Source organism: Anaerobacillus arseniciselenatis (assembly GCF_001865995.1).
In the GTDB taxonomy this organism is placed as follows: Bacteria; Bacillota; Bacilli; order Bacillales; family Anaerobacillaceae; genus Anaerobacillus; species Anaerobacillus arseniciselenatis.
The window spans coordinates 1-23029 of sequence record NZ_MLQQ01000051.1; the positions used below are offsets into that span (position 1 = coordinate 1).

At 36.0% G+C, this 23029-nt stretch carries 21 protein-coding genes, 1 pseudogene and 1 riboswitch; of the genes and pseudogenes, 8 read left to right on the top strand and 14 right to left on the bottom strand.

The window, feature by feature from the left end:
- Positions 1–173: 173 nt before the first annotated feature.
- Positions 174–374, bottom strand: a complete 201-nt coding sequence (cspD, locus tag BKP35_RS17430) for a cold-shock protein CspD (protein ID WP_071314662.1) — start codon at positions 372–374, stop codon at positions 174–176.
- A gap of 652 nt (positions 375–1026) precedes the next feature.
- On the opposite strand from cspD, the gene BKP35_RS17440 reads away from it, so the two are divergent.
- The 4 genes from BKP35_RS17440 (at position 1027) to BKP35_RS17455 (ending at position 5171) form a co-directional block, all read left to right on the top strand.
- Positions 1027–2148 (top strand): GerAB/ArcD/ProY family transporter, encoded by a 1122-nt coding sequence (locus tag BKP35_RS17440; RefSeq protein ID WP_084031730.1) that lies wholly within the window; start codon positions 1027–1029, stop codon positions 2146–2148.
- On the top strand, positions 2138–3709 hold the full coding sequence (locus tag BKP35_RS17445) for a spore germination protein (RefSeq protein ID WP_071314664.1): 1572 nt from the start codon (positions 2138–2140) through the stop codon (positions 3707–3709). The genes BKP35_RS17440 and BKP35_RS17445 overlap by 11 nt, the downstream gene beginning before the upstream one ends.
- Positions 3706–4905 carry a Ger(x)C family spore germination protein gene (locus tag BKP35_RS17450; protein ID WP_071314665.1) on the top strand — a complete coding sequence of 400 codons (1200 nt, stop codon included), beginning with the start codon at positions 3706–3708 and terminating at the stop codon, positions 4903–4905. Before BKP35_RS17445 ends, BKP35_RS17450 begins: the two co-directional genes overlap by 4 nt.
- A 119-nt stretch (positions 4906–5024) precedes the next feature.
- Positions 5025–5171, top strand: a complete 147-nt coding sequence (locus BKP35_RS17455) for a YflJ family protein (protein ID WP_071314666.1) — start codon at positions 5025–5027, stop codon at positions 5169–5171.
- A 329-nt stretch (positions 5172–5500) separates the two neighbouring features.
- Here the strand turns inward: BKP35_RS17455 and BKP35_RS17460 are convergent, their stop codons facing one another.
- Both BKP35_RS17460 and BKP35_RS17465 read right to left on the bottom strand, forming a co-directional pair.
- A complete protein-coding gene (locus BKP35_RS17460) occupies positions 5501–6883 on the bottom strand; it encodes a YeiH family protein (RefSeq protein WP_245742001.1) in 1383 nt (460 codons plus the stop codon).
- A 339-nt stretch (positions 6884–7222) separates the two neighbouring features.
- On the bottom strand, positions 7223–8215 hold the full coding sequence (locus BKP35_RS17465) for an HD-GYP domain-containing protein (RefSeq protein ID WP_071314667.1): 993 nt from the start codon (positions 8213–8215) through the stop codon (positions 7223–7225).
- A gap of 529 nt (positions 8216–8744) precedes the next feature.
- Here BKP35_RS17465 and rluF point away from each other — a divergent pair.
- A complete protein-coding gene (gene rluF, locus BKP35_RS17475) occupies positions 8745–9449 on the top strand; it encodes a 23S rRNA pseudouridine(2604) synthase RluF (RefSeq protein ID WP_071314669.1) in 705 nt (234 codons plus the stop codon).
- A 27-nt stretch (positions 9450–9476) separates the two neighbouring features.
- On the opposite strand, the gene BKP35_RS17480 is transcribed toward rluF, so the two are convergent.
- From BKP35_RS17480 to BKP35_RS17495, 4 genes are all read right to left on the bottom strand, one after another.
- Complete coding sequence (locus BKP35_RS17480; RefSeq protein WP_071314670.1) at positions 9477–9932, bottom strand: MarR family winged helix-turn-helix transcriptional regulator; 456 nt, start codon at positions 9930–9932, stop codon at positions 9477–9479.
- A 67-nt stretch (positions 9933–9999) separates the two neighbouring features.
- On the bottom strand, positions 10000–11442 hold the full coding sequence (locus BKP35_RS17485; protein WP_071314671.1) for a PAS domain S-box protein: 1443 nt from the start codon (positions 11440–11442) through the stop codon (positions 10000–10002).
- 151 nt (positions 11443–11593) lie between these two features.
- Positions 11594–13276, bottom strand: a complete 1683-nt coding sequence (locus BKP35_RS17490; protein ID WP_084031735.1) for an ABC1 kinase family protein — start codon at positions 13274–13276, stop codon at positions 11594–11596.
- A 154-nt stretch (positions 13277–13430) separates the two neighbouring features.
- Entirely contained in the window at positions 13431–13730 is a 300-nt protein-coding gene (locus tag BKP35_RS17495) for a phasin family protein (RefSeq protein ID WP_071314672.1), read from the bottom strand.
- Positions 13731–13946: 216 nt separating this feature from the next.
- A riboswitch (cyclic di-AMP (ydaO/yuaA leader) is annotated at positions 13947–14092 on the top strand.
- Between the two features lie 180 nt (positions 14093–14272).
- On the opposite strand from BKP35_RS17495, the gene BKP35_RS17500 reads away from it, so the two are divergent.
- Positions 14273–14929 (top strand): potassium channel family protein, encoded by a 657-nt coding sequence (locus BKP35_RS17500; RefSeq protein ID WP_071314673.1) that lies wholly within the window; start codon positions 14273–14275, stop codon positions 14927–14929.
- A 277-nt stretch (positions 14930–15206) separates the two neighbouring features.
- Here the strand turns inward: BKP35_RS17500 and BKP35_RS17505 are convergent, their stop codons facing one another.
- From BKP35_RS17505 to BKP35_RS17515, 3 genes are all read right to left on the bottom strand, one after another.
- Positions 15207–16232: a potassium channel family protein gene (locus tag BKP35_RS17505; RefSeq protein ID WP_071314674.1), complete on the bottom strand. Its 1026-nt coding sequence runs from the start codon at positions 16230–16232 to the stop codon at positions 15207–15209.
- A gap of 193 nt (positions 16233–16425) precedes the next feature.
- Positions 16426–17493: a tartrate dehydrogenase gene (locus tag BKP35_RS17510; RefSeq protein WP_071314675.1), complete on the bottom strand. Its 1068-nt coding sequence runs from the start codon at positions 17491–17493 to the stop codon at positions 16426–16428.
- Entirely contained in the window at positions 17480–18160 is a 681-nt protein-coding gene (locus BKP35_RS17515) for a GntR family transcriptional regulator (protein WP_071314676.1), read from the bottom strand. The genes BKP35_RS17510 and BKP35_RS17515 overlap by 14 nt, the downstream gene beginning before the upstream one ends.
- A gap of 407 nt (positions 18161–18567) precedes the next feature.
- Between BKP35_RS17515 and BKP35_RS19075 the strand changes: the two are divergent.
- A pseudogene (locus BKP35_RS19075) lies at positions 18568–18717 on the top strand (UTRA domain-containing protein); the annotation flags it as partial.
- 102 nt (positions 18718–18819) lie between these two features.
- Here BKP35_RS19075 and BKP35_RS17520 read toward each other — a convergent pair.
- On the bottom strand, positions 18820–19287 hold the full coding sequence (locus BKP35_RS17520) for a DinB family protein (RefSeq protein ID WP_071314677.1): 468 nt from the start codon (positions 19285–19287) through the stop codon (positions 18820–18822).
- Between the two features lie 70 nt (positions 19288–19357).
- Positions 19358–19900 (bottom strand): cysteine hydrolase family protein, encoded by a 543-nt coding sequence (locus BKP35_RS17525; protein WP_071314678.1) that lies wholly within the window; start codon positions 19898–19900, stop codon positions 19358–19360.
- Positions 19901–20109: 209 nt separating this feature from the next.
- Here BKP35_RS17525 and BKP35_RS17530 point away from each other — a divergent pair, with 209 nt between their 5' ends.
- Positions 20110–20835 carry a hypothetical protein gene (locus BKP35_RS17530; RefSeq protein ID WP_071314679.1) on the top strand — a complete coding sequence of 242 codons (726 nt, stop codon included), beginning with the start codon at positions 20110–20112 and terminating at the stop codon, positions 20833–20835.
- 55 nt (positions 20836–20890) lie between these two features.
- On the opposite strand, the gene BKP35_RS17535 is transcribed toward BKP35_RS17530, so the two are convergent.
- Positions 20891–21298: a hypothetical protein gene (locus tag BKP35_RS17535; RefSeq protein WP_071314680.1), complete on the bottom strand. Its 408-nt coding sequence runs from the start codon at positions 21296–21298 to the stop codon at positions 20891–20893.
- 502 nt (positions 21299–21800) lie between these two features.
- Entirely contained in the window at positions 21801–22892 is a 1092-nt protein-coding gene (locus tag BKP35_RS17540; RefSeq protein WP_071314681.1) for an ammonia-forming cytochrome c nitrite reductase subunit c552, read from the bottom strand.
- Between the last annotated feature and the right edge of the window lie 137 nt (positions 22893–23029).

Sequence of the window (23029 nt, forward strand, 5' to 3'; positions counted from 1 at the left end):
GGAAGTTTGCCGCTCGCTTCCTTCAGATTTCACGTCGCCGTGAACACCCTTGCGTTAAGCTAACCGTTACTTCTGCCTTCACGGCTCGGGACTTTCACCCTAGAGATTGCACCCATGCTGGGCACACCATAAAAAGGCATCCTCTCAGAGGATGCCTTTAATATATAGTTTAATTATGCTTTAGTAACGTTAGCTGCTTGTGGTCCACGGTTACCTTCAACGATTTCGAAGCTTACTGCTTGACCTTCTTCTAAAGATTTGAAACCTTCACCTTGGATAGCTGAGAAATGTACGAATACATCGTCTCCACCTTCGCGCTCGATAAATCCAAAACCTTTTTCTGCGTTAAACCATTTTACTGTACCTTGTAACATGTGTTTTCCTCCTGTTTGTGCGCCTTGCACACGTGTTATTTACTATCCTTGTTCATTTAAAACATTTCAGAGGAAAACTTATAAAGCTATCCTTGCAACATCTGTAAACGATCAAAAATAATAAATTAAGTATAACATTAATTGTTTCAAAAAGATACACTAATTCATAATTAACTTTCGACTGAAATCGACGTGAATTTATGTTGTCATCCTCTTCCTATAAACGCACCAAACCTCACAAATCGTTAAAATGTCCACCACACGTGGACATTTTAACGATTTGTCCATCTTCGGTGTCTGACACCATGTGAAACGCTACACATAACTTCAAGCAACGAAGTAGAGAATAACTTCACATATTGGGGAACATTATAAGAAATGGTAGGAAAAGTATAGTTAGGGGATATTTGAATGGTGACATTGGCTTCGATATTAACCGCACTATTATTGTTGGGTCTAGTTATTATAATCGACATGTTTTTATATAAGGTTTCATTTTTATCATCTTTACAATTAGTATTTGATGTGCATTTAAGCATCGGTGGGATGTACCTTATTGTAGCATGCCTATTTGGTTTAGCTGTGGCAGTAGTTATAGATTTTCGAAGGGGTAAAACTTAGGACATCTTTCAACTAGAAAGGGGGGCAACAGGTGTACTCAGCAATGGTAGAAAAGATAAGCCTTTTGCAATTATTCATTCTTATATTTTTATTTCAAATCGGTTCAGCCGTTGTAGTAGGAATTGCCGGCGAGGCCGAACGCGATGCTTGGATTGCAATTTTAATAGCTACAGTTATCGGAATAATCATTATTCGTTTATATACATATATTCTTTCATATCAACCAGGAACCAACCTCTTTGATATTATGGGGCAGCTATTCGGTCGAAACGCTTCGATGATCATTAGCCTAGTGTACACAACGTACTTTTTTTATATCGCCGCAAGAGTGTTGCGAGATTTTATGGAGCTTTTAATTACGGATCTTTTTCCTAATACACCAATAGAAGTATTAAGTATTTTGTTTATGATAGCTGTGCTTTATGTCATTTATTTAGGGCCTGAAGTATTAGGCAGAACAGCGGAAACCTTTTTCCCTTATATCATTATTTTTCTATTATTAACTGCTATTTTTCTTTTAGCTAGCGGAGACATCAAAATGCATCGTCTTCAACCAATTTTAGCCGAAGGGTTTACACCCATTCACGATGCTATATTTCCTGGTTTGATTGGCTTTCCGTTCGGTGAAGCTATCGTCTTAACGATGTTCATGGCTCTTACGAACAAGTTTCAACATGTAACAAAAGTGAGCATAGGGGCAGTTATTGCTACAGGACTCACTCTTTCAACCATTAAAATTGTTAGTATTTCAGTATTAGGTACCGAATTGTCTGAAAGAGCTACGTTTCCCCTGTTAACTGCAGCTAGAGAAATTGCTTTTGCCGATTTTATTGAACGAATTGATCCCATCGTTATTTTCGTAATGATGTTAGGAATTTTCATTAAAGTTAGTGTGTTTTTTTTCGGGGGATTAAAAGGGCTTGAATACGTGTTTCAAGTACCTTATCGTTACTTCTCGATTCCGATTGGGATGATCGTTGCTCTTTTTACGATTTTAATTGCATCAAATTATACAGAGCATATTGAGGAAGGGTTACAATTTGTACCATTGTATTTACATATGCCACTTCAAATTGGTATCCCTACCCTGCTTGCGATGATTATTTTTATAAAAGGGAAGCAGAAAAAAGGTGGGATAACGAATGCTGAATAAATGGATGAAAAAAACTGTTTCTGTCTCTAAAAAAAATAATGAAAATTCAGCAACGTTTAATAGTTGTATAGAAAAAACAAAACAAAAATTGCAAGATAATTTTGGGGATACATCTGATTTATTTATCGAGGAAATTCAAATCGGCAAGCAAAATGGGTTGTTATGTTGCTTAACTTCAATGACAGATCGTCAAAAAATCAATGGGGCTATTTTAACCCCTTTGACTGATGCGAATCTCCATAATGAACAAATTTTAGACGAATCTACTTGGGAAGAGTACTGCAAAGAATTTTTTTCAGCGGCTAAGCATGAGTTAATTCAGTATGAACATGAAGTCATCGATGATATTTTAAATGGTAATGCTTTAATTTTCGTAGATAAATTAGCAAAAGTGTTATCGATCGAAGTTCAAAAAATTGAAAAAAGAGCGATTGAAGAACCGAGTACACAAACGATCGTTCGTGGTCCGAAAGAAGGCTTCGTTGAAGATGTTGAAACAAATGTTAGCCTGATACGTAAAAAAATTAAAAACCGGCATTTGCGCTTTGAATCTCATACGATCGGAAGCGAAACTGCTACGAAAGTTTATCTCGCCTATGTCGATGGAGTTACAAATCAAGAAATATTAACAGAAATCCGCCATCGACTCGATAAGCTCGATATACATGCTCTTTTCGATTCAGGAAACTTAGAAGAATTACTAGAAGATAAAACTTTCACTCCATTCCCAATGCTCTATAATACCGAACGTCCTGACATCATCGCAGCTCATTTACTAGCCGGAAAATTCGCTTTATTTATCGACGGAACTCCTTTTGTTTTATCGGCACCAACGACTTTTTCTGACTTTGTATCGATGAGCGAAGATTATTATCTGCCTTTTTTAATGGGCAGTTTCATTCGTTTAATACGCTATTTTGCTTTTTTAATCGCTTTACTATTGCCTTCACTATATGTAGCGGTTATCACTTATCACCACGAGATGATACCTACACCACTTTTAATTAGTATTATTTCTCAAAGAGAAGGCATTCCTTTTCCAGCGGTTATTGAAGCATTGATCATGGAAATCACTTTTGAAATTTTACGGGAAGCAGGAATTCGTATGCCTAGGGCAGTAGGTGGAACCATCTCCATTGTCGGTGGCTTAGTTATTGGTCAAGCAGCTGTTGAAGCAGGAATTGTTTCTAACATCATGGTAATCGTTGTTGCCTTAACGGCAATTTCCAGTTTCGTTGCACCCATTTATACATTTGCGATTGCGACTCGCTTACTCCGTTTCGCCTTCGTTATTTCAGCTGCTATTTTTGGCCTTTATGGCGTGTTTTTAGGAATGATATTCTTAGTTGCTCACTTAGCGAGCTTACGTTCTTTTAGTGTCCCTTACTTAGCGCCGATCGCACCGTTCAGCCTCCAAGATCATGGAGATATTTTTATTCGTTTACCTTCTTGGGCAATGAAAAAACGGCCATCTTTTTTAAGAACTGAAAACCCGAACAAGCAACCAAATTCTAAATCACCATCACCACCAAAAAAAGAAGAAGGGGGAACAGATTCGTGAATAAAGCTATCCTCCTCTTTCTTTGTCTTGTCCTAGTTTCGACCGCTGGTTGTTGGGATCAAGCAGAATTAGATGATATAACTGTGGTTTCAGGTCTAGCCATCGATAAAGGGAAAGAACATAAATACCAATTAACGACAGAGGTATTTAATGTTACTGCTTTGGATCCCGAAACGAGAGGAACAGAGACTGCCTCGATCCTATTTTCACTTGAAGGGAATACAATTGCCGAGCTAGCTAAAAAAATGAATGTGATTGCCACTCGAAAGCTCATCTACTCGCATATGCGTGTTGTCGTTATGAGTAAAGAAATCGCACAAGAAGGTTTGTTAGAAGCACTAGACTTTTTTGAAGCAGATCGTGAAATACGAAACGACTTTAGCTTTATTGTTGTTGAAAATGTCCCGGCAAAAGACGTCTTAAAAATTAATTACCCAATTCAGCAAGTATCATCTTTAAAAATACATGAGCAACTTGATACGATGGTGAAAGAATGGGGCGGCGACCCTGATATTCGTATGAAAGATTTTATCGCTGCTCTTTTATCGCCTGGAAGAGAACCAATTGCAGCCGAAGTGAAAGTGATTGGCTCACCAGAAAAAGGGAAAACAAGAAGTAACATGGAAAAAGTAGAAATGGACGCTTTAGTTATTTTAGATGGGTTAGCTATTTTTAACGGAATGAAACACGTAGGGGAATTACCGATTAAACATGTTCGAAACTTTCTGCTATTACAAGATAAATTAAGACGAACTTCGATTACTGCAATGTGCAGCGAAGATAAGTGGATGGCAGCAAGAATTACAAATTCAAAAACGAGAGTGAGAGCTCGTTATGATAATGATGTACCGAAGTTTAATGTCGCTATCGATTTAGAAGGGCGCCTTGAAACAATCCAATGTCCAATGGAAATCGTTGATCTTCAAGCTTACTTAGACATGGAAAAACAGTTTTCAGAAGCATTCGAAAAAGAAATCGAAGAAACCATTCGCATTCTACAGGAAGATTTCCAATTAGACATCTTCGGTTTCGGTGAACATATGGAACGGCAAAATTACCAACACTTTAAAGAAGTAAAAGACGAATGGAACGAAGAGTTTGCTAAAGCTGACATTGACGTTAATGTCACATTAAAATTACGACGCACAGGCTTGATCAATGATCCATTTTTAGTTGAAATGGAGGAAGAGGAATAATACCTCTCGCTGACAAGCTATGTGACTTTTTCTCATGGTATTCCCCCTTACGTAGACAATCTTTACGATGATAAAATGAGATTTGCTTAACCATCTTTATGGAAGGGAAGGTTGTTCTTATGCATATCGGTAGTAAAGGTTGGTACGTCAATGAATTGAAGAAGCTAGGTGTGCGGTATATCGATGGGAAGAAAATTGAGAGGTTTAAAACTTTCGTTTTAGCTAATTTGTATGATGAATTAATAAAGGAAAATCAAATAGGATGAGGAACACCTAAGTTACATTCTTAAACCATATAATTTTATTATTAAAGGCTGTTTCAAATTTCAGCGTTGCACTACTTTATGCTAACCGAATTTTGAACAGCCTCTAATTTTTATTTTTGAGATATCTTTTGATATGATTCATTTATTTCAGTTACATTCGCCCACCAAATATCTCCCGCACCAGGTCTGTTTCCCTCTGTTGATGATGGGTGTAAATGCATGAAGACTACAATTATAGCTATAAAAAAAGTAAAACTAAAAAGCTTTTTCAATAACATCTCCCTCTTTTCTAACCGGCTTAGTTACTCCTAAGCTCTCTTTAAAAACTACTAAAACGGTAACGAGAAGAATTTCCCACTAAAGAAAATCCATGCTGCAAGTAATGTAAGAATAATATTAAATAACTGTCCGACAATGTATAAAACAATTGGTTTTCCACCTCGGACTCCTTTAGCTAATTCTTTAAAATTAGATTCAAGTCCAATACTTACAAAGGCTAGTGTAAAAAATAAACCACGATATTGATCGATTGTTGGTAAAACTGTTTCAACTGTTTGTTGCGGTATTAAAAATGAAAAAATTAACGATGCACCGATAAAACCTAAAATAAATTTTGGCATCCGATCCCAAATTTCTTTCCCTTTTATTTGCTTTTTTTCTGATCCTTGTTGGTGAGAGTTAGCCCGAGATACGAAAAATAAAGCAATACCTACTGCCACAAATCCAATTAAAATATTTTGGACCATTTTAATCACTGAGGCTACTTCCATAGCATTTTCTCCAAGCAATGAACCTGCAGCAACAACTGCACCAGTAGCGTCAATTGTTCCACCTAACCAAGCTCCACCTACGACTGGATCTAAACCGAATAATCGAACAAGTGCAGGCATACCGATCATCATTAAAATCGTAAAAATGAGCGTGATCGAAATCGCAAGTGTAATTTCTTCTTTTTTAGCTTTTGCTGCTGTACCTGAAGCGATAGCTGCCGAAACACCGCATACGGCCGTAGCTGAAGAAATCGTTACCGCTAACTCTTTTTGGTCATTCATTTTTAGTACTCGTTGTGAAAATAAATACATAACGATAATAACGATTGGGGTGACCATCCAAGCAACCCCGATTCCTAGCATTCCTAAAGCTAACATTCTATCAAACAAAATAGATGCCCCTAACAACACTAAGCCAGTTTTAATATACAGTTCCGTATGAAGAGCACTCTTTAAAAAAGTTGGTGTTTTTAAAACATTACTTATAAATAATCCAATGACTAAAGCCCAAATCACATCATTAAAACCGTAGTGGCGCCAAGGACCATATTGTCCAAGTACGTAAGCTAATATCGATAACCCAAATAGTACTGGAAAAGCTACTAAAAAATTGCGCTTTATTTCTGTTTTTAAAAAGCGTATAGCGACCCAGAAAATAAGTAACGCTATTCCCCCAGTTAAAATCACTCCTGGAATGTTATTGATTGGAATAGAACTTATAATATTAAAACTACCGTCGTTTCCCCACCGGCTCGGTAATGTTGGTGCTGGAAATAAAGATAATAAAATTAAAGATATAATACCAAATCCTAACCAAACTGCCCACCAATCCTCAGTATTTAAATTGAGTTTTTTAGAAGGTGGTGGAGCCGTTTCTCTAATTTCTGAATAAATTTCTTTTTTTCTTAACTGTTGACTTGCCATGCTTTTATCTCCTTTCATCGTAAAAAAGTTGCCAATGCTCCTCCTGGCAAAAACCTTAGTTTTCTTATACTTCCTGCCGAGTTAACTTATAAATTTTAATAGTGTTAAAAAAACCAGAAATCTCCCTTCAATAAAAGAGGACCTCTGGTTTTCCAGTCAGCACCTTAATTCCAAGTATTTTCATCTGATTAATATATATAATAATCAAAGACAACACTAAAAGTCAATACTTTCCTTTATATTTCACATTTTCAAAATCCGATTATTTTAGTGAGAATTAATTTTTTCTAAATTTTTTTAATAACGTCTTTCTTTATATAGCACAAAAAAATACGCCTATAAAAGGCGCATTGTATGTTAAGCAAAGCCGACTATTTTTAGTTTGTGAAATTTGCGAAGATCAATAAAGGTCTTTGATTCTCGAAAGTAAAGTAAAGGCTGCATTGGTTCATAATCAAAAACAAACGAAACTTCTGCTACATTACCATCATTAAGAAGAACGTGTTTATTAATATGCTTTCTTAATGTATTTCGTAAAAATGGACAAACAACAGCTGGACTAAGTTTGTTTTGTAGCGCCTCCTCTTCTAACCCGTACAAGATTTCAAAGAGATTTTTTTCTTGTTTTGTCATTAATTCGTCAATCACATCTGCAACTGAAATGATTTGTACAGACGGGTGCAAATACTTCACCGTCAATCTTCGAGGATAACCTGAGCCATCAATTCGCTCTCGATGATTTCTAACTGCATTTAATATTTTTACATTGATATCGGGAATTCCTCTTAATACATTCCAACTGTATTCGGGATGCTTTTCATATTCAGCCAATTGTTTTTTCGTTAATTTTTCAGGATTTTCTACCATCCCTTGATCGAGCTTCATTTTTCCTATGTCATGTAAAACACCCATTTGCCACAGTCGAAGTTTATTTTTATAAGAAAATCTTAATAGCTTACCTAAATAAAAAGCGATTAAACCGACGTTCGCACTATGACGATAAATAGTCTCCGTTTTTTTTATTGAATAAAGTTTTTCAAAAATTAAAGGATCTTTTTGTACGAATCTTACGATGCTTTCATCTCGTTTAAACCACTGTTTCAATGAAACGTCCTTTATACTTTCTAAGTTCGTATATAGATCTTGAATACGATTTATATGTGTAAAATAAAAATCTTCAAACGACTTATTTACTGAAACTTTCACTTTTTTATATTGATGTTTTTTTAAAAGATCGACATGAGCCGAAGTTAAGACCGTTCCTTTTTTCAGTAATAAAACATCCGTCTCTGATACAATATCTTGCTCTAATACTTTTCCTACAAGATCAAAACTAATATTATCGACCATAGTATCGTCTCCCTCTTTTCGTCTAAGCCTCTTACTATAAGCAACAATTACGAAAACAGCTTTGTGAAAATACATGATGAGCGAAAACAAAGGGCAGCTTAATGAATTTCATCATTCAATCGGTTATATTACTAGTATAATTGAATAGGGCTTGTCTCCTAAAGCTACTTTTGACACGAATATTTAGTACGAATTCTAGTGGTTGGTTGGAGGGAAAACCTAAGCTTTACATGTTAACTAGTGATGGCGCATCGTCATGCTGGTTTTGTATAAAAAAAAGGCGGATGATTTCGTGAACGAGCCTCAGATTCGAAAGAAGGTCACAGCGAAGAGAAGGAAATCATTCGCCTTTTTCCCTGTTAGATGGGGACGATGCTTCGGCATGCTAGTTTTGTATAAAAAAAGATTAGTCGGTGACTTTGCTAAAACCTTGAATTTAGGGGATAATATAAGTTATCTTATATATGGTATGCCCATAGGGATTATCGAACTGTTGAAATTACATAAATATCATAAAGGTGTGTTTTAATTGCGTTTAAATAAATATATTAGTGAGTCAGGAATTACTTCGCGCAGAGAGGCTGACCGCTGGATTGCTGATAAAAGAGTAACTATTAATGGGGTTGTTGCTGAACTTGGTAGCAAAGTTGAACCTGGTGATGAGGTTCGTGTTGATAACAAGCCCGTAACGATCGAACAAGAAAATGTTTATATCGCTTTAAATAAACCTGTCGGGATTACTAGTACGACCGAAAGGCATATTAAAGGCAATGTTGTCGATTTTGTTAATCATCCGCTACGAATTTTCCATATTGGACGACTCGACAAAGATTCTGAAGGGTTACTTTTATTAACAAATGACGGAGATATCGTCAATGAAATATTACGAGCTGAAAATAAACATGAGAAAGAATATATTGTAACCGTCGATAAGCCGATCACAACATCTTTTTTAAACAAGATGTCTGAGGGAGTTGAAATTTTAGATACGAAAACACTTCCTTGTAAAGTAACGAAAATCTCAAAATACGTATTTAAAATTATATTAACTCAAGGTTTAAATAGGCAAATTCGACGTATGTGTTCTGCACTCGGTTTTCAAGTTCGTCGCTTACAACGTACCCGAATTATGAACATTCATTTAAACGGGTTGCCGAAGGGGCAATGGCGCGACTTAACGAAAGAAGAGCTAAACAAATTGTTTAAAGACTTAAATTATGAACCAAGGAATTAAAAGGGGTCTCGTAATGAGATCCCCTTACTATATTCTATCAAGTATTTTACTATAACTTTTACATAAAACATCTATTTCATCTTCACTTAAGTCTTGAAGAAGATCCATAATAAATTGGTTACCTTCTTGTTCTCTTGCTTTCCAGTAGTCTCTACTTTTCTGAGTCAGTTTTAGTCTAATCGCTCTTCCGTCTCTCGCATCTTTTTCGATTTTTAAAAATTCTTTTTCTTGGAGCTTTAACGCTAATTGCTTTACATTTTGATGTGAACTCCCCATGAGTTCAGCGACTTCACCGAGAGTAGGGTGCTTATCTTTAAACTTTAAAATCATAATGGTAAGAAACCATTGCCTTAGTGTCATGTCGGTCTTGTCATCTCTTGCTAAAAAATGGTCGCCTTTAACTTGTAATTTATTTGCTAAAAGAAAGATATTTCCGAAAATATATTGCTGCTTTTCAATATCCGTCATCTTATCAGTGTTCATCTCGCACCTACCTTTTGCTCTTTTACATAAACTATTACGTATATATGTAATATATTACACTTTTTTATTAATCGTCAAGACATAATGGTAGTAATATCTCTACTTTCGTTCCGACACCTTCTGCACTTTTCACATTGATTGATCCATGATGCTCTCGAATCACTTTAAAGCTAATCGTTAACCCTAGACCAATCCCTTTTTCTCTCGTTGTATAAAAAGGTGTTCCTAAGTGTGATATCCGTTCGGCTGGCATTCCATGACCGTGGTCTATAATGCTTATTCGCACCATTTTATTTTTAGTCGTTGTAACTTCAGCGACAATTTCACTGTTTTCAGCCGATGCCTCAATAGCATTATTTAAGATATTTACGATCGCTTGTTTTAAAGGATCAGCTTGACCGTTTATTTTTATATTCTTTTCAGTATCCCAAACTGTAACAATTTTGATATTACATGAATAAGCTGTTTCCTTTATCATCTCAAAGCTATTTTCTAAAAGACTTTTAAGCTTAAAAGTTTGGAAAGGAACGACTTCAGGATGGGCTAATTTCATAAATTTATTGACAAAAGACTCAATTTTATTCAATTCCTTTGAGATGATGTCATAATAAAAACGTTGTTTATCATCAATAAAGCTCGCTTCGAGCATCTGTTGAAATCCTTTTATACTAGTTAAAGGGTTTCTAATTTCATGAGCAATACTAGCTGCTACTTGCCCAACGACAGAAAGTTTATCTAGCTTTCGAGTTAACTCCTCGTATTCTCTTCTTTCTGTCGTTTCGCGCGATACGAGGACAATCGTTTCGACATTCCCACTAGCATCGTCTATAGGCGTAGCTCGAATTTCGAGAAAGCCTTCGTTGCCATCAATGCTTTTATATTTTATTTCTTCCATTAATGATTGCTTATGTTTCGTTACTTCCAGTAATAATTTTTCAAAAATAGGCCTGTCACCATCGAAAACAAAATCTATGATACTTTCTCCAATAAACTTTTCTATAGATAAACCAAATACCACTTCATGGGAAGGTGAAACATACTGAAAGATCCCGTTGCAGTCAATAATACTTATTAAATCTGAAGTATTATTCGTAATTAGACGATATTTCTCTTCTGTTTCTTTTAAACGTCTTTTTGTCTCTTCTTGTAACGTAATATCTTTAAAAAAGACGGTTGTGATCGTTTGCTTATTTTTGTAAATATTTTTATACACGATTTCTACTTGAATGGGTTTTGCGTTATTGCTAATAAAATGAATGTTAAAAAATAAGGCAGACTTTTCGGGATTAGTGATAATGTTTTTAAAAGCATCGCGATCATCTTGGTGAATGTAATCAGTTAGAAATTCACCTTTAACAGAACTTTTTTCTCCATTTGTAAGAACTTCTTCTGCAAAAGAATTAACATAACGAATAATCCCTTCATTCAAAACGATAATTCCTATAGGTGAAATATCTACTAATTTCCGAAACCTTCGTTCTCGTTGTATTAACTGCTCTACATCTACCATAATCCCCCTCCTTTATAAGAAAAGCGCAAGATCAAAAAAAACGCATATTAAATCAATTTTACCACGAAATTTGTCGTATTATTTATAATTATATTACAATTAAGTGTCACTGTCCGCCATTTAATGCACATAATTTCTTGAGGGGAGGGGGTTAAAACCTGCCTGATTTAATAATTGAATAAATCAGCCAAAGAAACATGACAAGTGCTACTCCAAAGCCAATCTCTACGGTTGGTAGTCGCAAAATATATGTTGAAGTATGACCAGCCACAGATGAACCGACGATTAAACCTACCATAATGATACTAAATGAAAGTAAAACGATACTGAAGGAAAGACGGTTACTGACTCGTTCTAATCGCGCTAGTAAATGATCTAGATCTGAAATCGAAACTTCTACGCGCATTTTTCCTTGTTTCATAATCGATGTGAATTGTTTAATGCTTTTTGGCAAATCAGTGACGATTTCTCCGTATTCGGTGGCATTTTTCATTAATCTAGTCACGACATTTTTTGGATGATACCGCTCTTTTAGCAACTGCTTCCCAAACGGTTCGGCAATTTTCACAATACTTAAATTAGGGTCAAGCTTTTCCACCATCCCTTCCATCGTGAGTAATGCTTTACCTACGAGAGTTAAGTCGGTAGGAATGCGAATCCCATGTTTTGAAGCGACAGAAAAAAGATCATTAACAGCTTCACCTAAACTTAGTTGGCTGAAAGGAACGTCATAATATTTTTCCCTTAAGTGTTCAACATCTGTTCGTAATACTTCCATATTCGCATCATCGGAGACAAGCCCCATTTTTGTAGCCGCTTTAATAACACCATCTGTATTTTGAAGCATCATTGCAATAACAAACGATGCGAAGTGGTCTCGCATTTGTGGCGTGAGACGCCCAATCATGCCAAAATCCATCAAGACGATGACCTCTCCCTCTTTTACTAATACATTTCCTGGATGGGGATCACCATGAAAAAAGCCGTCCATTAAAATTTGCTGAAAGATAGCATTCACAAACTTATCAGCAATTTTATTTCGGTTATAGCCCTTTTTCTCTATTTTTTCGATTTCATTAAGTTTAATTGCATCGACGTACTCCATTGTAAGTATTTTTTTGCTAGTAAAAGGCCAATAAACTTTTGGAATATAAATTTTCGGGTCATTTTTAAATTGTTTTGCTATTTTTTCAGAGTTTCTCCCTTCGATTGTATAATCTACTTCAGCGCGAAGTGACTTGGCAAATTCATCGGTAATATCACGCAATTGATACTTAGCAGCCCAATCAAACTTTCGCTCTGCTAACATAGCGATTTCTTGTAAAATCTCTAGATCTGTTTCAATTTTCTTTCGGATGTTCGGACGCTGAATTTTAACCGCTACTTTTTCTCCTGTTTTTAAAATGGCATAATGCACTTGACCGATGGACGCAGCAGCTATCGGTTCTTCATGAAACTTAGAAAACACATCGTTAATATTCTTTCCTAGTTCCTCGGTAAAGACTTGCTGAACTTCTTCATACGAAAAAGGAGGGACATCGTCTTGCAATTTCTCTAATTCACAAATGACATCCGCTGGAATAAAATCAGAACGAGTACTTGCGATTTGACCAATTTTAATAAATGTTGGACCTAATTGTTCAAAAAACAGCCTAAATCGTTCGCCAACTGTTTTGGTTTGTGTCTCCTTACTCCCTTCAATAAACAGCCTCTTAGGCACACTAAGCAACTCAAGGAGACCTAATTCTTTCATAACAAAACCGAATCCATTTCGAGTAAACGCAGCGACAATTTCTCGATAGCGTTGAATGTGCCTAATCCTCTTTCTTATGATAAATACCACTCCTTATGTTATCCCGACGTTCTATAATGAATTGATTGACGTTAGCGACGTGGGGGTCTTTAAGTACGATCAATTAACGGGAGGATCATTTGAGAAGTCAACGATACTCTAACCGTTTAGTACAACCGGTGCAAAATCCCATCATTTATTCCAATTTTGGTTGCTGCTCTAAAGCATCGAGACGCCGTTCAATTCGTTGTATATCTTCTTTTGTCGCAAGGTTTAATTCATTTAACATGATGTTCATTCGTTCTTTAATCATTTGATCCAATTCAGATTTCGTCTCTTCCCCTTTTTGAAGTAGCTCATTTAATACCTCATTCGATTCTTCTTTCTTAATTTCACCTTTCTTAACTAATTCATCAACAAGTGCTTCCATTTGTTCTTTACTTTTCACCACTAACCCTAGCCCTAAAGCTATACCTTTTCCCATAATATTTTTCATTTTGTCTAAAACCTCCAAATGTAAATTTCTTTTTTATATTGCCCTTGTACAGGTGAGTTTACTTATAAAAATTATTGGTTCATACGGGTGTCCACGAGACAAGGACATTTTTACGATTTGTCCACGGACGGTGTCTGACACCATGTGAAGTTTTCACATGGTGTCAGACACTATTGACAAACGAGCGATAGAGGAGTAAATTAACATATCATACACACCTATAAATCGCTGAATCATTTTTGAGCGGGGGAACCATTTTGATAGTTTACTAACTATCATGGGGTGAATCTTACATATGTAAGAGGGGATACTCTCAGTCCCTAATCCGACAGCTAACCTCGTAAGCGTTACTTGAAGAGAGGAGGGTCAAATAGTCATTCTATTGATCATTCTTCGTAATGGTCTTTTTTGTTGTTTTAGTTGGTTTGTTGGTTTGTTGGAAAGGAAAATTCGCTTTCCTCTTTAACATACTAGAAGGTGACGAACATCGTCATTAGAGGGTCATTTTAATTATAATATCAATAGTAGGGGAGTCCTTTAAAATGAAAAAACAGTTCGCTGTCATCGGTCTTGGTCGTTTTGGTGGTAGTGTTTGTAAAGAATTATACAATATGGGACATGAAGTGTTAGCCGTCGATACTGATGAGGACAAAGTAAATGAATATGCTAACTATTCTACACATTCAGTTGTCGCAAACTCGACCGATGAAAATTCACTTCAATCTTTGGGGATTAGAAATTTTGATCATGTTATCGTTGCTATTGGTGACAATATTCAAGCAAGTATTTTATGTACATTACTCTTAAAAGAAATGAATATAAAACAAGTTTGGGTGAAAGCTCAAAATGAATATCACCATAAAGTTGTTGAAAAAATTGGTGCTGATCGCATTATTCATCCAGAGCATGACATGGGAGTTAGAATTGCTCAATACTTAGTGTCTGAAAAAATCATTGATTATATCGAACTATCTCCAGAGTATAGCATCATGGAGTTAATGGGAACAAAAAAGGTTTCGCACCATTCGATTGCTGAGTTAGATATTCGGGCAAAATTCGGTTGTACAATTTTAGGAATGAAAAGAGGCGAAGAAGTCATCATGTCGCCAACCCCAGATGAAATTATTAAAGAGAATGATATATTAATAGTGATTGGTCACAATAAAGACTTAAAGCGTTTCGAGGATGAGGGGCTGTAATGCTCAATAAAGATCATTGTGTTGTTTTATTTAAGAAAAAGTAGCACATGCCACAAGCGTTATAAAGAACTTATAAAGAAACTATGAAGAACAAGGGGATGCCCCATAAGTGTCTGACACCATGCAGAACTTACTAAATATAGACGTATATATTACCGTCTGTATTAGGTGCCTAACGGTGTCTGACACCTTAAAAAGACAAATACGGCAAAATGTCCACCTCACGTGGACATTTTAAAGAATATTAAGATGATCTTCAATTGGTAACAACAACATATTATCGTTGTTTAACCTTTTTATACGTCTCTTTATTGCATATGATAAATAACTCCGCATCATCTGGAATGGAATCGTCTAACTTCGAAAATAGGTTAAAGTCATTCCGGTCTGATATTAAATTCGCCCCTACTTTTTTTAGAGCTTCAAAAGCATCGTTATACGTTTCCCAAGCATCTCGTTTCTTAATTTTCCATAAATCAACGCCATTTTTTCTGCCTAGAAGTTTCATCACAAGTTTGCCTGAACCTTTATGAACAGCCGCTTTTGCCATTAAATCAGAAAGTGCCTCATCCGCGATAACGAACTCATCAACATTAGCATGCTTAAAATTTGGGATATGTTTTTCCTTTATTATTTCAACAATTGTATAAATGTCTCTTTCCATTTCAACAGCATAACCTTCAATCGTTGAAACAATAATTAAAGCTTTTCCGTCTGCAGATACAGGATCAATTTCGTTATCTCTTGCAAAAATTAATACAGCACTAGCATCTAAAATATTCGCTCTTTCTAAGGTGTGAGTGTCTGTAGCATCACCGTTAATGTAAAATAGTTTTTCATGTTCATATGGTGCTTTCGGTAGCGTATCAATAACGACAATGCTACCTTGTTCATCAATTTCTAAAATTTCATTCATCGCATGCTGCGCCTTACTAGACCACCCTATGATGACATAGTGCCCACTTCCCTTATATCTCAACTTTCCTTCCTCCTTTAACTTCCGATACATTCCAAACCCTTCCACAACTTTACCGATGACAATCGCAATTAATCCGATACCAAAGAAATATAAAAAAAGTCCAAAAATCCTGCCTAACGTCGTTTCTGGAACAAAATCTCCATACCCCGTCGTTGTTACCGTCGTCATCACATACCAAAAACCGATAAAGGGGTTTTCGAACACTTCAGGCTCAAGCCAATGTATAAAAAATGAACTAGCAATAAAAAAAACAAATGTGAGTATAAAAAGGGTTATTTTTCTTATTTTCACAACGATCTTCATGAGATCATAAATTAATAGCATCGTACTAGCCCTCCTTTACTCCTAGCATTTCCAATTTTTTTGCTCAGACACGCGAAAAGGACAAATATCTCATCATGTATGTTCATTCATTTCGCAAGAAAAAAAACGACCTATCTCAATATTAGAGACAGATCGCTTCACGTCTGTGGTTGCCAATTCATGCTTTATTTTATAGACTTTAGCTTCAAATTGTTTACACTTTACATACCGATTTCAGTTTCTCAATAATCGCATCGGTGACCTCAGTTGTGGAAGAAGTTCCACCGATATCAGCCGTTTTAATACCATCTTCTAAAACGCCTTCAATGGCTTCAAGAACTTTATCACCTAACTCTGTTTCTCCTAAATGATCCAGCATCATTTTTCCCGTCCAAATTTGTCCGACTGGATTAGCAATCCCTTGCCCATAAATATCAGGAGCTGAACCATGAACTGGCTCAAACATCGATGGATATTTCCCATTTAAATTAATATTAGCAGCTGGACCTATTCCGATACTCCCCATAATTGCTGCACCTACATCTGTTAAAATATCTCCAAATAGATTACTAGCTACGATAACGTCAAAAGTATGTGGTCTAGTAACAAGAAATGCGGCTAAGGCATCAACATGAAAGGAATCACTCTTAATATCAGGATATTTTTCTGACACATCACGAAAAACATCATCCCAAAACGGCATCGAATGGACAATTCCATTCGACTTTGTAGCACTAGCGACATACCCCTGCCTTTGTTCAGCAAGCTTGAAAGCATATTCCATCGCCCGCTCGACCCCTTTTCGTGTAAAAACAGCGTTCTGAATCGCGATCTCATCAGACCCACTATGTATGCGACCACCGACCTCACTATATTCACCTTCACTATTTTCACGAACGACGAGAAAATCAAAATCACGTGGGTTCACAAGCGGGGATTGTATTCCCACCAATTGCTTTGCCGGGCGCACGTTGATGACTTGTTCAAAACCTCGTCTAATTTTCACTAGTAGCCCCCATAAAGAAACGTGATCAGGAACAAGCTTCGGATAACCAACTGCTCCTAAGAAGATTGCATCACTATTTTCCAAGCGCGAGAGCCCATCTTCTGGCATCATTTGATTATGCTCTAAATAATATTCACAGCCCCACGGATGTGAGTCAAATTCAAACTTTAAGCCCCCGTGAATGTCAGCTACTGCTCGTAACACTCGTAGCGCCTCTGGCATTACTTCTTTACCAATTCCATCTCCCGGAATAACCGATATATTATACTTCTTCACTTTTTACTTCCCCCTCAATAATAGAATTTATATACTGTAAATCTCTCTCAATATGAAGTGCCATTAATTTAGAAGCTTCTTTTGATTTTTGACTTATAATTGCTTCATAAATTTCATAATGATCTTCGAAAACCTCTTTCTTCCGCCCTTTTTCCCTAGCACTAAATTGTCTATAAAAATTGGTCAATAACCGTAATTGCGTTAGCTGTGTTTGTAAGCGTTGATTTTTTGAGATTGCTAAAATAAAGTCGTGAAACTGTTCGTTGTTAAAAATAAATTCAGCATCACTTTGTTGATTTACTTGGTTGATCGTTGCTTTACTTCTTTTAATGATCTCTTTAAACTGTAGCTTTTCATTTTCGGTGATGTTTTCTGCTGCTATTTGCGTTGCAAGTGATTCTAATGCTTTACGGCATTGATAAATCTCAAGCAAATCTTTTTTCGTAGGTGTGAAAATATATAGTTGATTACGCTTTTGTCTCACTAAAAGCCCTTCTTGCTCTAATTTTTGCATCGCTTCCCTAACCGGTCCTCTACTTACATTTAACTTTTTTGCTATGTGAACTTCATTGATTCGCTCGCCAAAAGGAAGTTCTCCGGCTAAAATTATTGATTTCAACTTTTCGTAAACTTGCTTATATAACGGCTTCGGTCTTTGTAATTCCAATGTAAAAACCCCTAATCTTAAAAACTTGAAATTTTTAAAATCCTTACAAACTAAGCGAATTTAATAATCCCCTTAAACTAACCACATCGATCTAACCTATTAGAGAACGACATAACTCAAATAAATTTAGTCCTCTAAGGGCGCTAATATTGAGTGATGAAATTCATTAATTTATAAAACTAAAATATATTGTTAACTGTTAACAGTTAGTATATTCTAAATATTATAGGTAATTTAATATTATGTCAATCACTCATTACATTTGCAATCGAAAACGGAATTACCGCATTATTTGTAGGGATTTTTGATAACTTTGCTCTTATAGGAGGATTGTTATATGGAGCCATTTATGCACCATTAGTTATTACTGGGATGCAGGAACAATGGAAGATTTCGATCGCCTATTAGAAGACCAGTTCCTCGATCTAGAAGGTTATGCTAATATCGTCTTCGTAAAAAACTACGTTTACCTTGACGATGCTCGATTATTTCAATACACCGAATCTCGACACAGACCCGATAAATTCCGTTTCGTCGACTTTGCTAGAAGGAAATAGATTCCCTCCATTGGTGTCTGACACCGCTCGTGGACAAATGGGCAAAATGTCCGTCTCCAGTGGACACTATTACAAAAGAAGAGGGGACAGTCCCCTCTTCTTTTACTTATATAATTTTCGAATGCATTCAGTTGTCCCGAGGTGCACGCCTTCATGATACAAATTAAAGCTTAGAAATTGTTCTGTTGTTTCTAGCTTTAAACCACTTTTCAACGTAATTGGTTGATTTACTTTTTCATGTAACCTCTCTTTTAACGTTTCTTTAATACGTTGCTGCTGTTTTTCAAGCAAAATGCCTAACTCTTGAATTGTTGGCTGCACCCCCTTCCAAGTTAATGGCGAAGTACCTGGAGCAAAAAAAACACTAAAATTATCTGGCATTTCCATCGGTAAACCGACTGTAGAAAACAAAAACTTCTCATTCACAAAATAAATATGTCCCAAATGCCAACGAATGTTATTTTTAAATCCCTCAGGAATAAAATCTGCTTCTTCTTCAGAAATCTCATTGATTATCGTTAATGTTTTATTTCTAACAAATTCAAGTTGAGTAAATAAAAAATGATCCATTTCCAACCTCCTACTGTCACTTCTATCATATCTTTTTTATATTTAATACTGTAATAATAGTATCATAATTCTATTCAATAATTTCCGTATGAAAACAAAGCTTCATATGATTAATAAAAGTTTCATTTAACTCCGGGAAAGTTGCAACTCCTCGTTTATGGATTGCAGTTTTAAAACCTTCAGCATCCGCTCCTGCAACTGTTAAGAAATCGCAAATGTCGGTGCAAACGCCAACTACATGTACTTTTTCAACTTGATTTGTACGCAATAAATTAGCTAAATCCGTCTTAAAAAAAGCATTATAGTTCGTTTTTGGGACATAATAAAAATTTTCTCGAGAGTTATTTTTCTCGTGAAATTCATTTAGTTCCCCATAAAGTTTTTGTCCTTCGCTACCTTTTACATTATGTACTGGCCACAATTCAAAGTGAGGATCGTCTTTTTCGTGTTCATCCATCGTCACGACAACTAACTTGTCATTCGTTAAAAAATCATTTGCTAACTGAACAATATATGGCACTACTTCTTGGGCTGGCTTACCTACTGTTAAACCACCTTGATCAGCGACAAAGTCATTACTCATATCAACAATTAATAATGCTTCATTTTTCATTGTTTCAGCTCCTTCAATTATTAAATGATTAGGTTTTGCACAAACCTAACCCCAACTTAACATCACCACTACACATCATTTTATCATGAACTGGGTCTTACTTTCATTACGCGAAAAAATTTCACGAAAGTCATTGAAAAATTTAACATCATTGCCCTTAAGTTGGACATTCTAAAACTAGACTTAACATTCATAAGGGGTTTATTACTATGTCACTTGATGCTTTTATTATGGGGGTTGCTTTCATCTTAATCCATTTACTTGCCAATGAGCTTATTCCAGCCAAGCGAGTACATCGGTTAAAATGGTTCTCTTTTTCGGGAGGACTAGCTGTATCTTACGTATTCGTCTACGTGCTTCCTTCTTTACATAAAGAACAAATCACAATTAAAAAATACGGTGATTATTTTACGATGGAGTCGGAGTTATATTTCATCGGATTATTAGGGGTGTTAATTTTTTACGGTATCCAGAAAGTCGTCCGTAAAGCGCAATTAAATTCTGAGTCAAGAAAAGCGAGGTCTTTATTTTGGCTTCAAATCTTATTTTTCGGTGTATACAACATGTTGGTTGCTTATACGGTTATTTCCCATGAAGTTTTAGGTATTCAAGCCGTCTTTTATGGACTTGCTGTCGGACTTCACTTTATCGCCGTAGCTCACGATTTATGGAGAGAATACTCTGATATTTATAACCAAATCGGACGGTACGTACTAGCGATCGGCATACTCGCTGGCTGGTTTCTCGGTATCACCGTTAACTTATCACCGTTAACCGAATCAATTATATTTGCCTTTATCTCAGGAGCAATGATTTTAAATGTTTTAAAATATGAATTGCCACCCGATGATGAGGCACACTTTTTTACATTTGCCGTAGGGGTCGTTTCTTATACAAGTGTGACAATGTCATTAAAATTTTTCTTTCAATGGTAATGCAGCACTCGTATTTACTATCTACTTATTAATTGAACTTGCGCTTAATCACTAATTAAGTAGTTTTTTTCCTTCTCTTGTAGACAAGTGTAAAAATTCCGTTTAATACATTAAGAAGAATTGTAAAAAGTAAAGGCAGCATTGAAATGATCAGAAAAGGACTGAGATTTTCAAACGGGTTTTGACCGAAATGTTTATGATATTGACTAAAACTTAAATAAAGGATTAATGATGGAATTATCATTAATACACACGTAATTCTAGAAAAGAAAAAAGGATTTCCTCCTCGTCTAAAATAAAGAACAACCGAAGGAACATAAAATAATAACGCTAAAACTAAAATTTTTACCGGTGTGAAATTTAAAAATCCGCTATTAATTATTACTTTCGAATTATAGTAAACTGCTAAAAAGAAAAAAATAAACAGTCCGTTACAAATATAGTTAATGATATTATATTTCATATCGTAAAACACCTCGTATTTCTTTTTACATACAAAACCGGCATGACGATGTATCGTCACTATTTAAGATGGAAAAAGCGGGTGCTTTCCCTCACTTCACCTTGACCTTCTCACGAATCTCAGACGTTCGTTCGCAAAAACACCCGCTTTTTTTACATACAAAACGTTCATGACGATAAAACGCCACCAGCTAAAATGTAAAGTCAGGCGGAAGCGCAACCTAACCACTAACCAACAAACCAACTATTCACATAAAAAACTTGTCCTCTAATTTTAACATATTTATCATTTACCTATTGAGTGAATTTCATAATTACCAAAAATGAGCCACTTGATGCAATAAATAGTTTGCGAATGGTTTTGACGCAACTATATTTTGATCTTAGTGGCCTGAATAATGAATTATAAAATTCATTGATTATAAAACACATAATAAATGAAAAAGACTGCCTCAACCGAGACAGTCTTTTTCGAGATACTAATCTTTAACTCTAGTAAAAAGTTACTTAAGAGCATTAATTGATTCTTGCAACAATGATTTAGCATATTGCGGGTTATGAGCGCCACCACTTCTATCAGAAGAGATGAGATAGTAGTTATAAGCACCTACAAAAGCTTCTACACTTACATTGTCTAAGTCAACACGCTCTCCATTTGCATCAACAAATGGGAACAATAGCCTAGATGTACCGACAGCTTCAGCACCATCTACTGCTGCTACAGCTAATTCATGTAACTCCTCAAGTAATTCTTCAAGTTCAGCTTGAAGATTTCCACCTAGATCCCAAGCAGTAGCACCTTGGTGACAAGTGCCACACGCTGTGTCGATGTCTGAAATGTCCATGCTGAAGTTATGTGAAACATAGCCATCTTCTGTCTCTGGCATATGACATCCTACACAACCACCACTTTGGTGAGCACCAGAGTTTGCATAGTTGGCATCAGGATATTCCATACCGCCTTTACCTGAGTATAATGCTCCAGCATCATAGTGTGGATATCCAGTAGGTTGACCTTCACCAGTATACCATTGTTGATATAAGTCACTAGTGTCTTGTCTTCCGTTATGACATGAAAGACAAAGTGCTGAACCTGTACCGGCATCATAAGAACCATCCACAAATGGCACTTCTGTAACTCCAGTTTGTAAAATTTCTTGACCTAAACCTGTGTGACAAGTAGCACAGTCCATTGTTCTAGGTAATGCTACCTCTTCCCCAGCTTCTTCATCAGCCTCAGGTGTATAAGGATTATCTGTATTCTGCTGTAAAAATCCATTTCCAGAGTGACAAGCTACACAACCATCTCTCATCCCTGCACCGTTAAGTGGGTTATCAGTACTTGCATGCCCTGTTAGTGCCCATTCAGCACTAATTTTTTCTGTGATCGCTAAGTTTGTCATCCCTGAACCAGTAGTTGCTGGTGCATCGTTTGTTTCTTCAGTTTCTGAAGCCTCGCCCTCGTTAGTTTCATTAGTCTCCGAAGCCTCATTATTATTTTCTTCCGGCGCATCAGTTGTAGTATCATCACTACTACATGCTGCTAAGAAGAATGCTAAAATTAAAACTAAAGCAATTGACCATAATTTCTTCATTTAATATTCCCTCCCTCTATAAATATTGATATACCAACGGTTTGAGCCGTTGGAGAAGTACCAAAAAAATATTTTTCGACACGACCTCTAACATTATTTTTATAATATGTGAAACTATGCCAATTGGTGGGTACGCT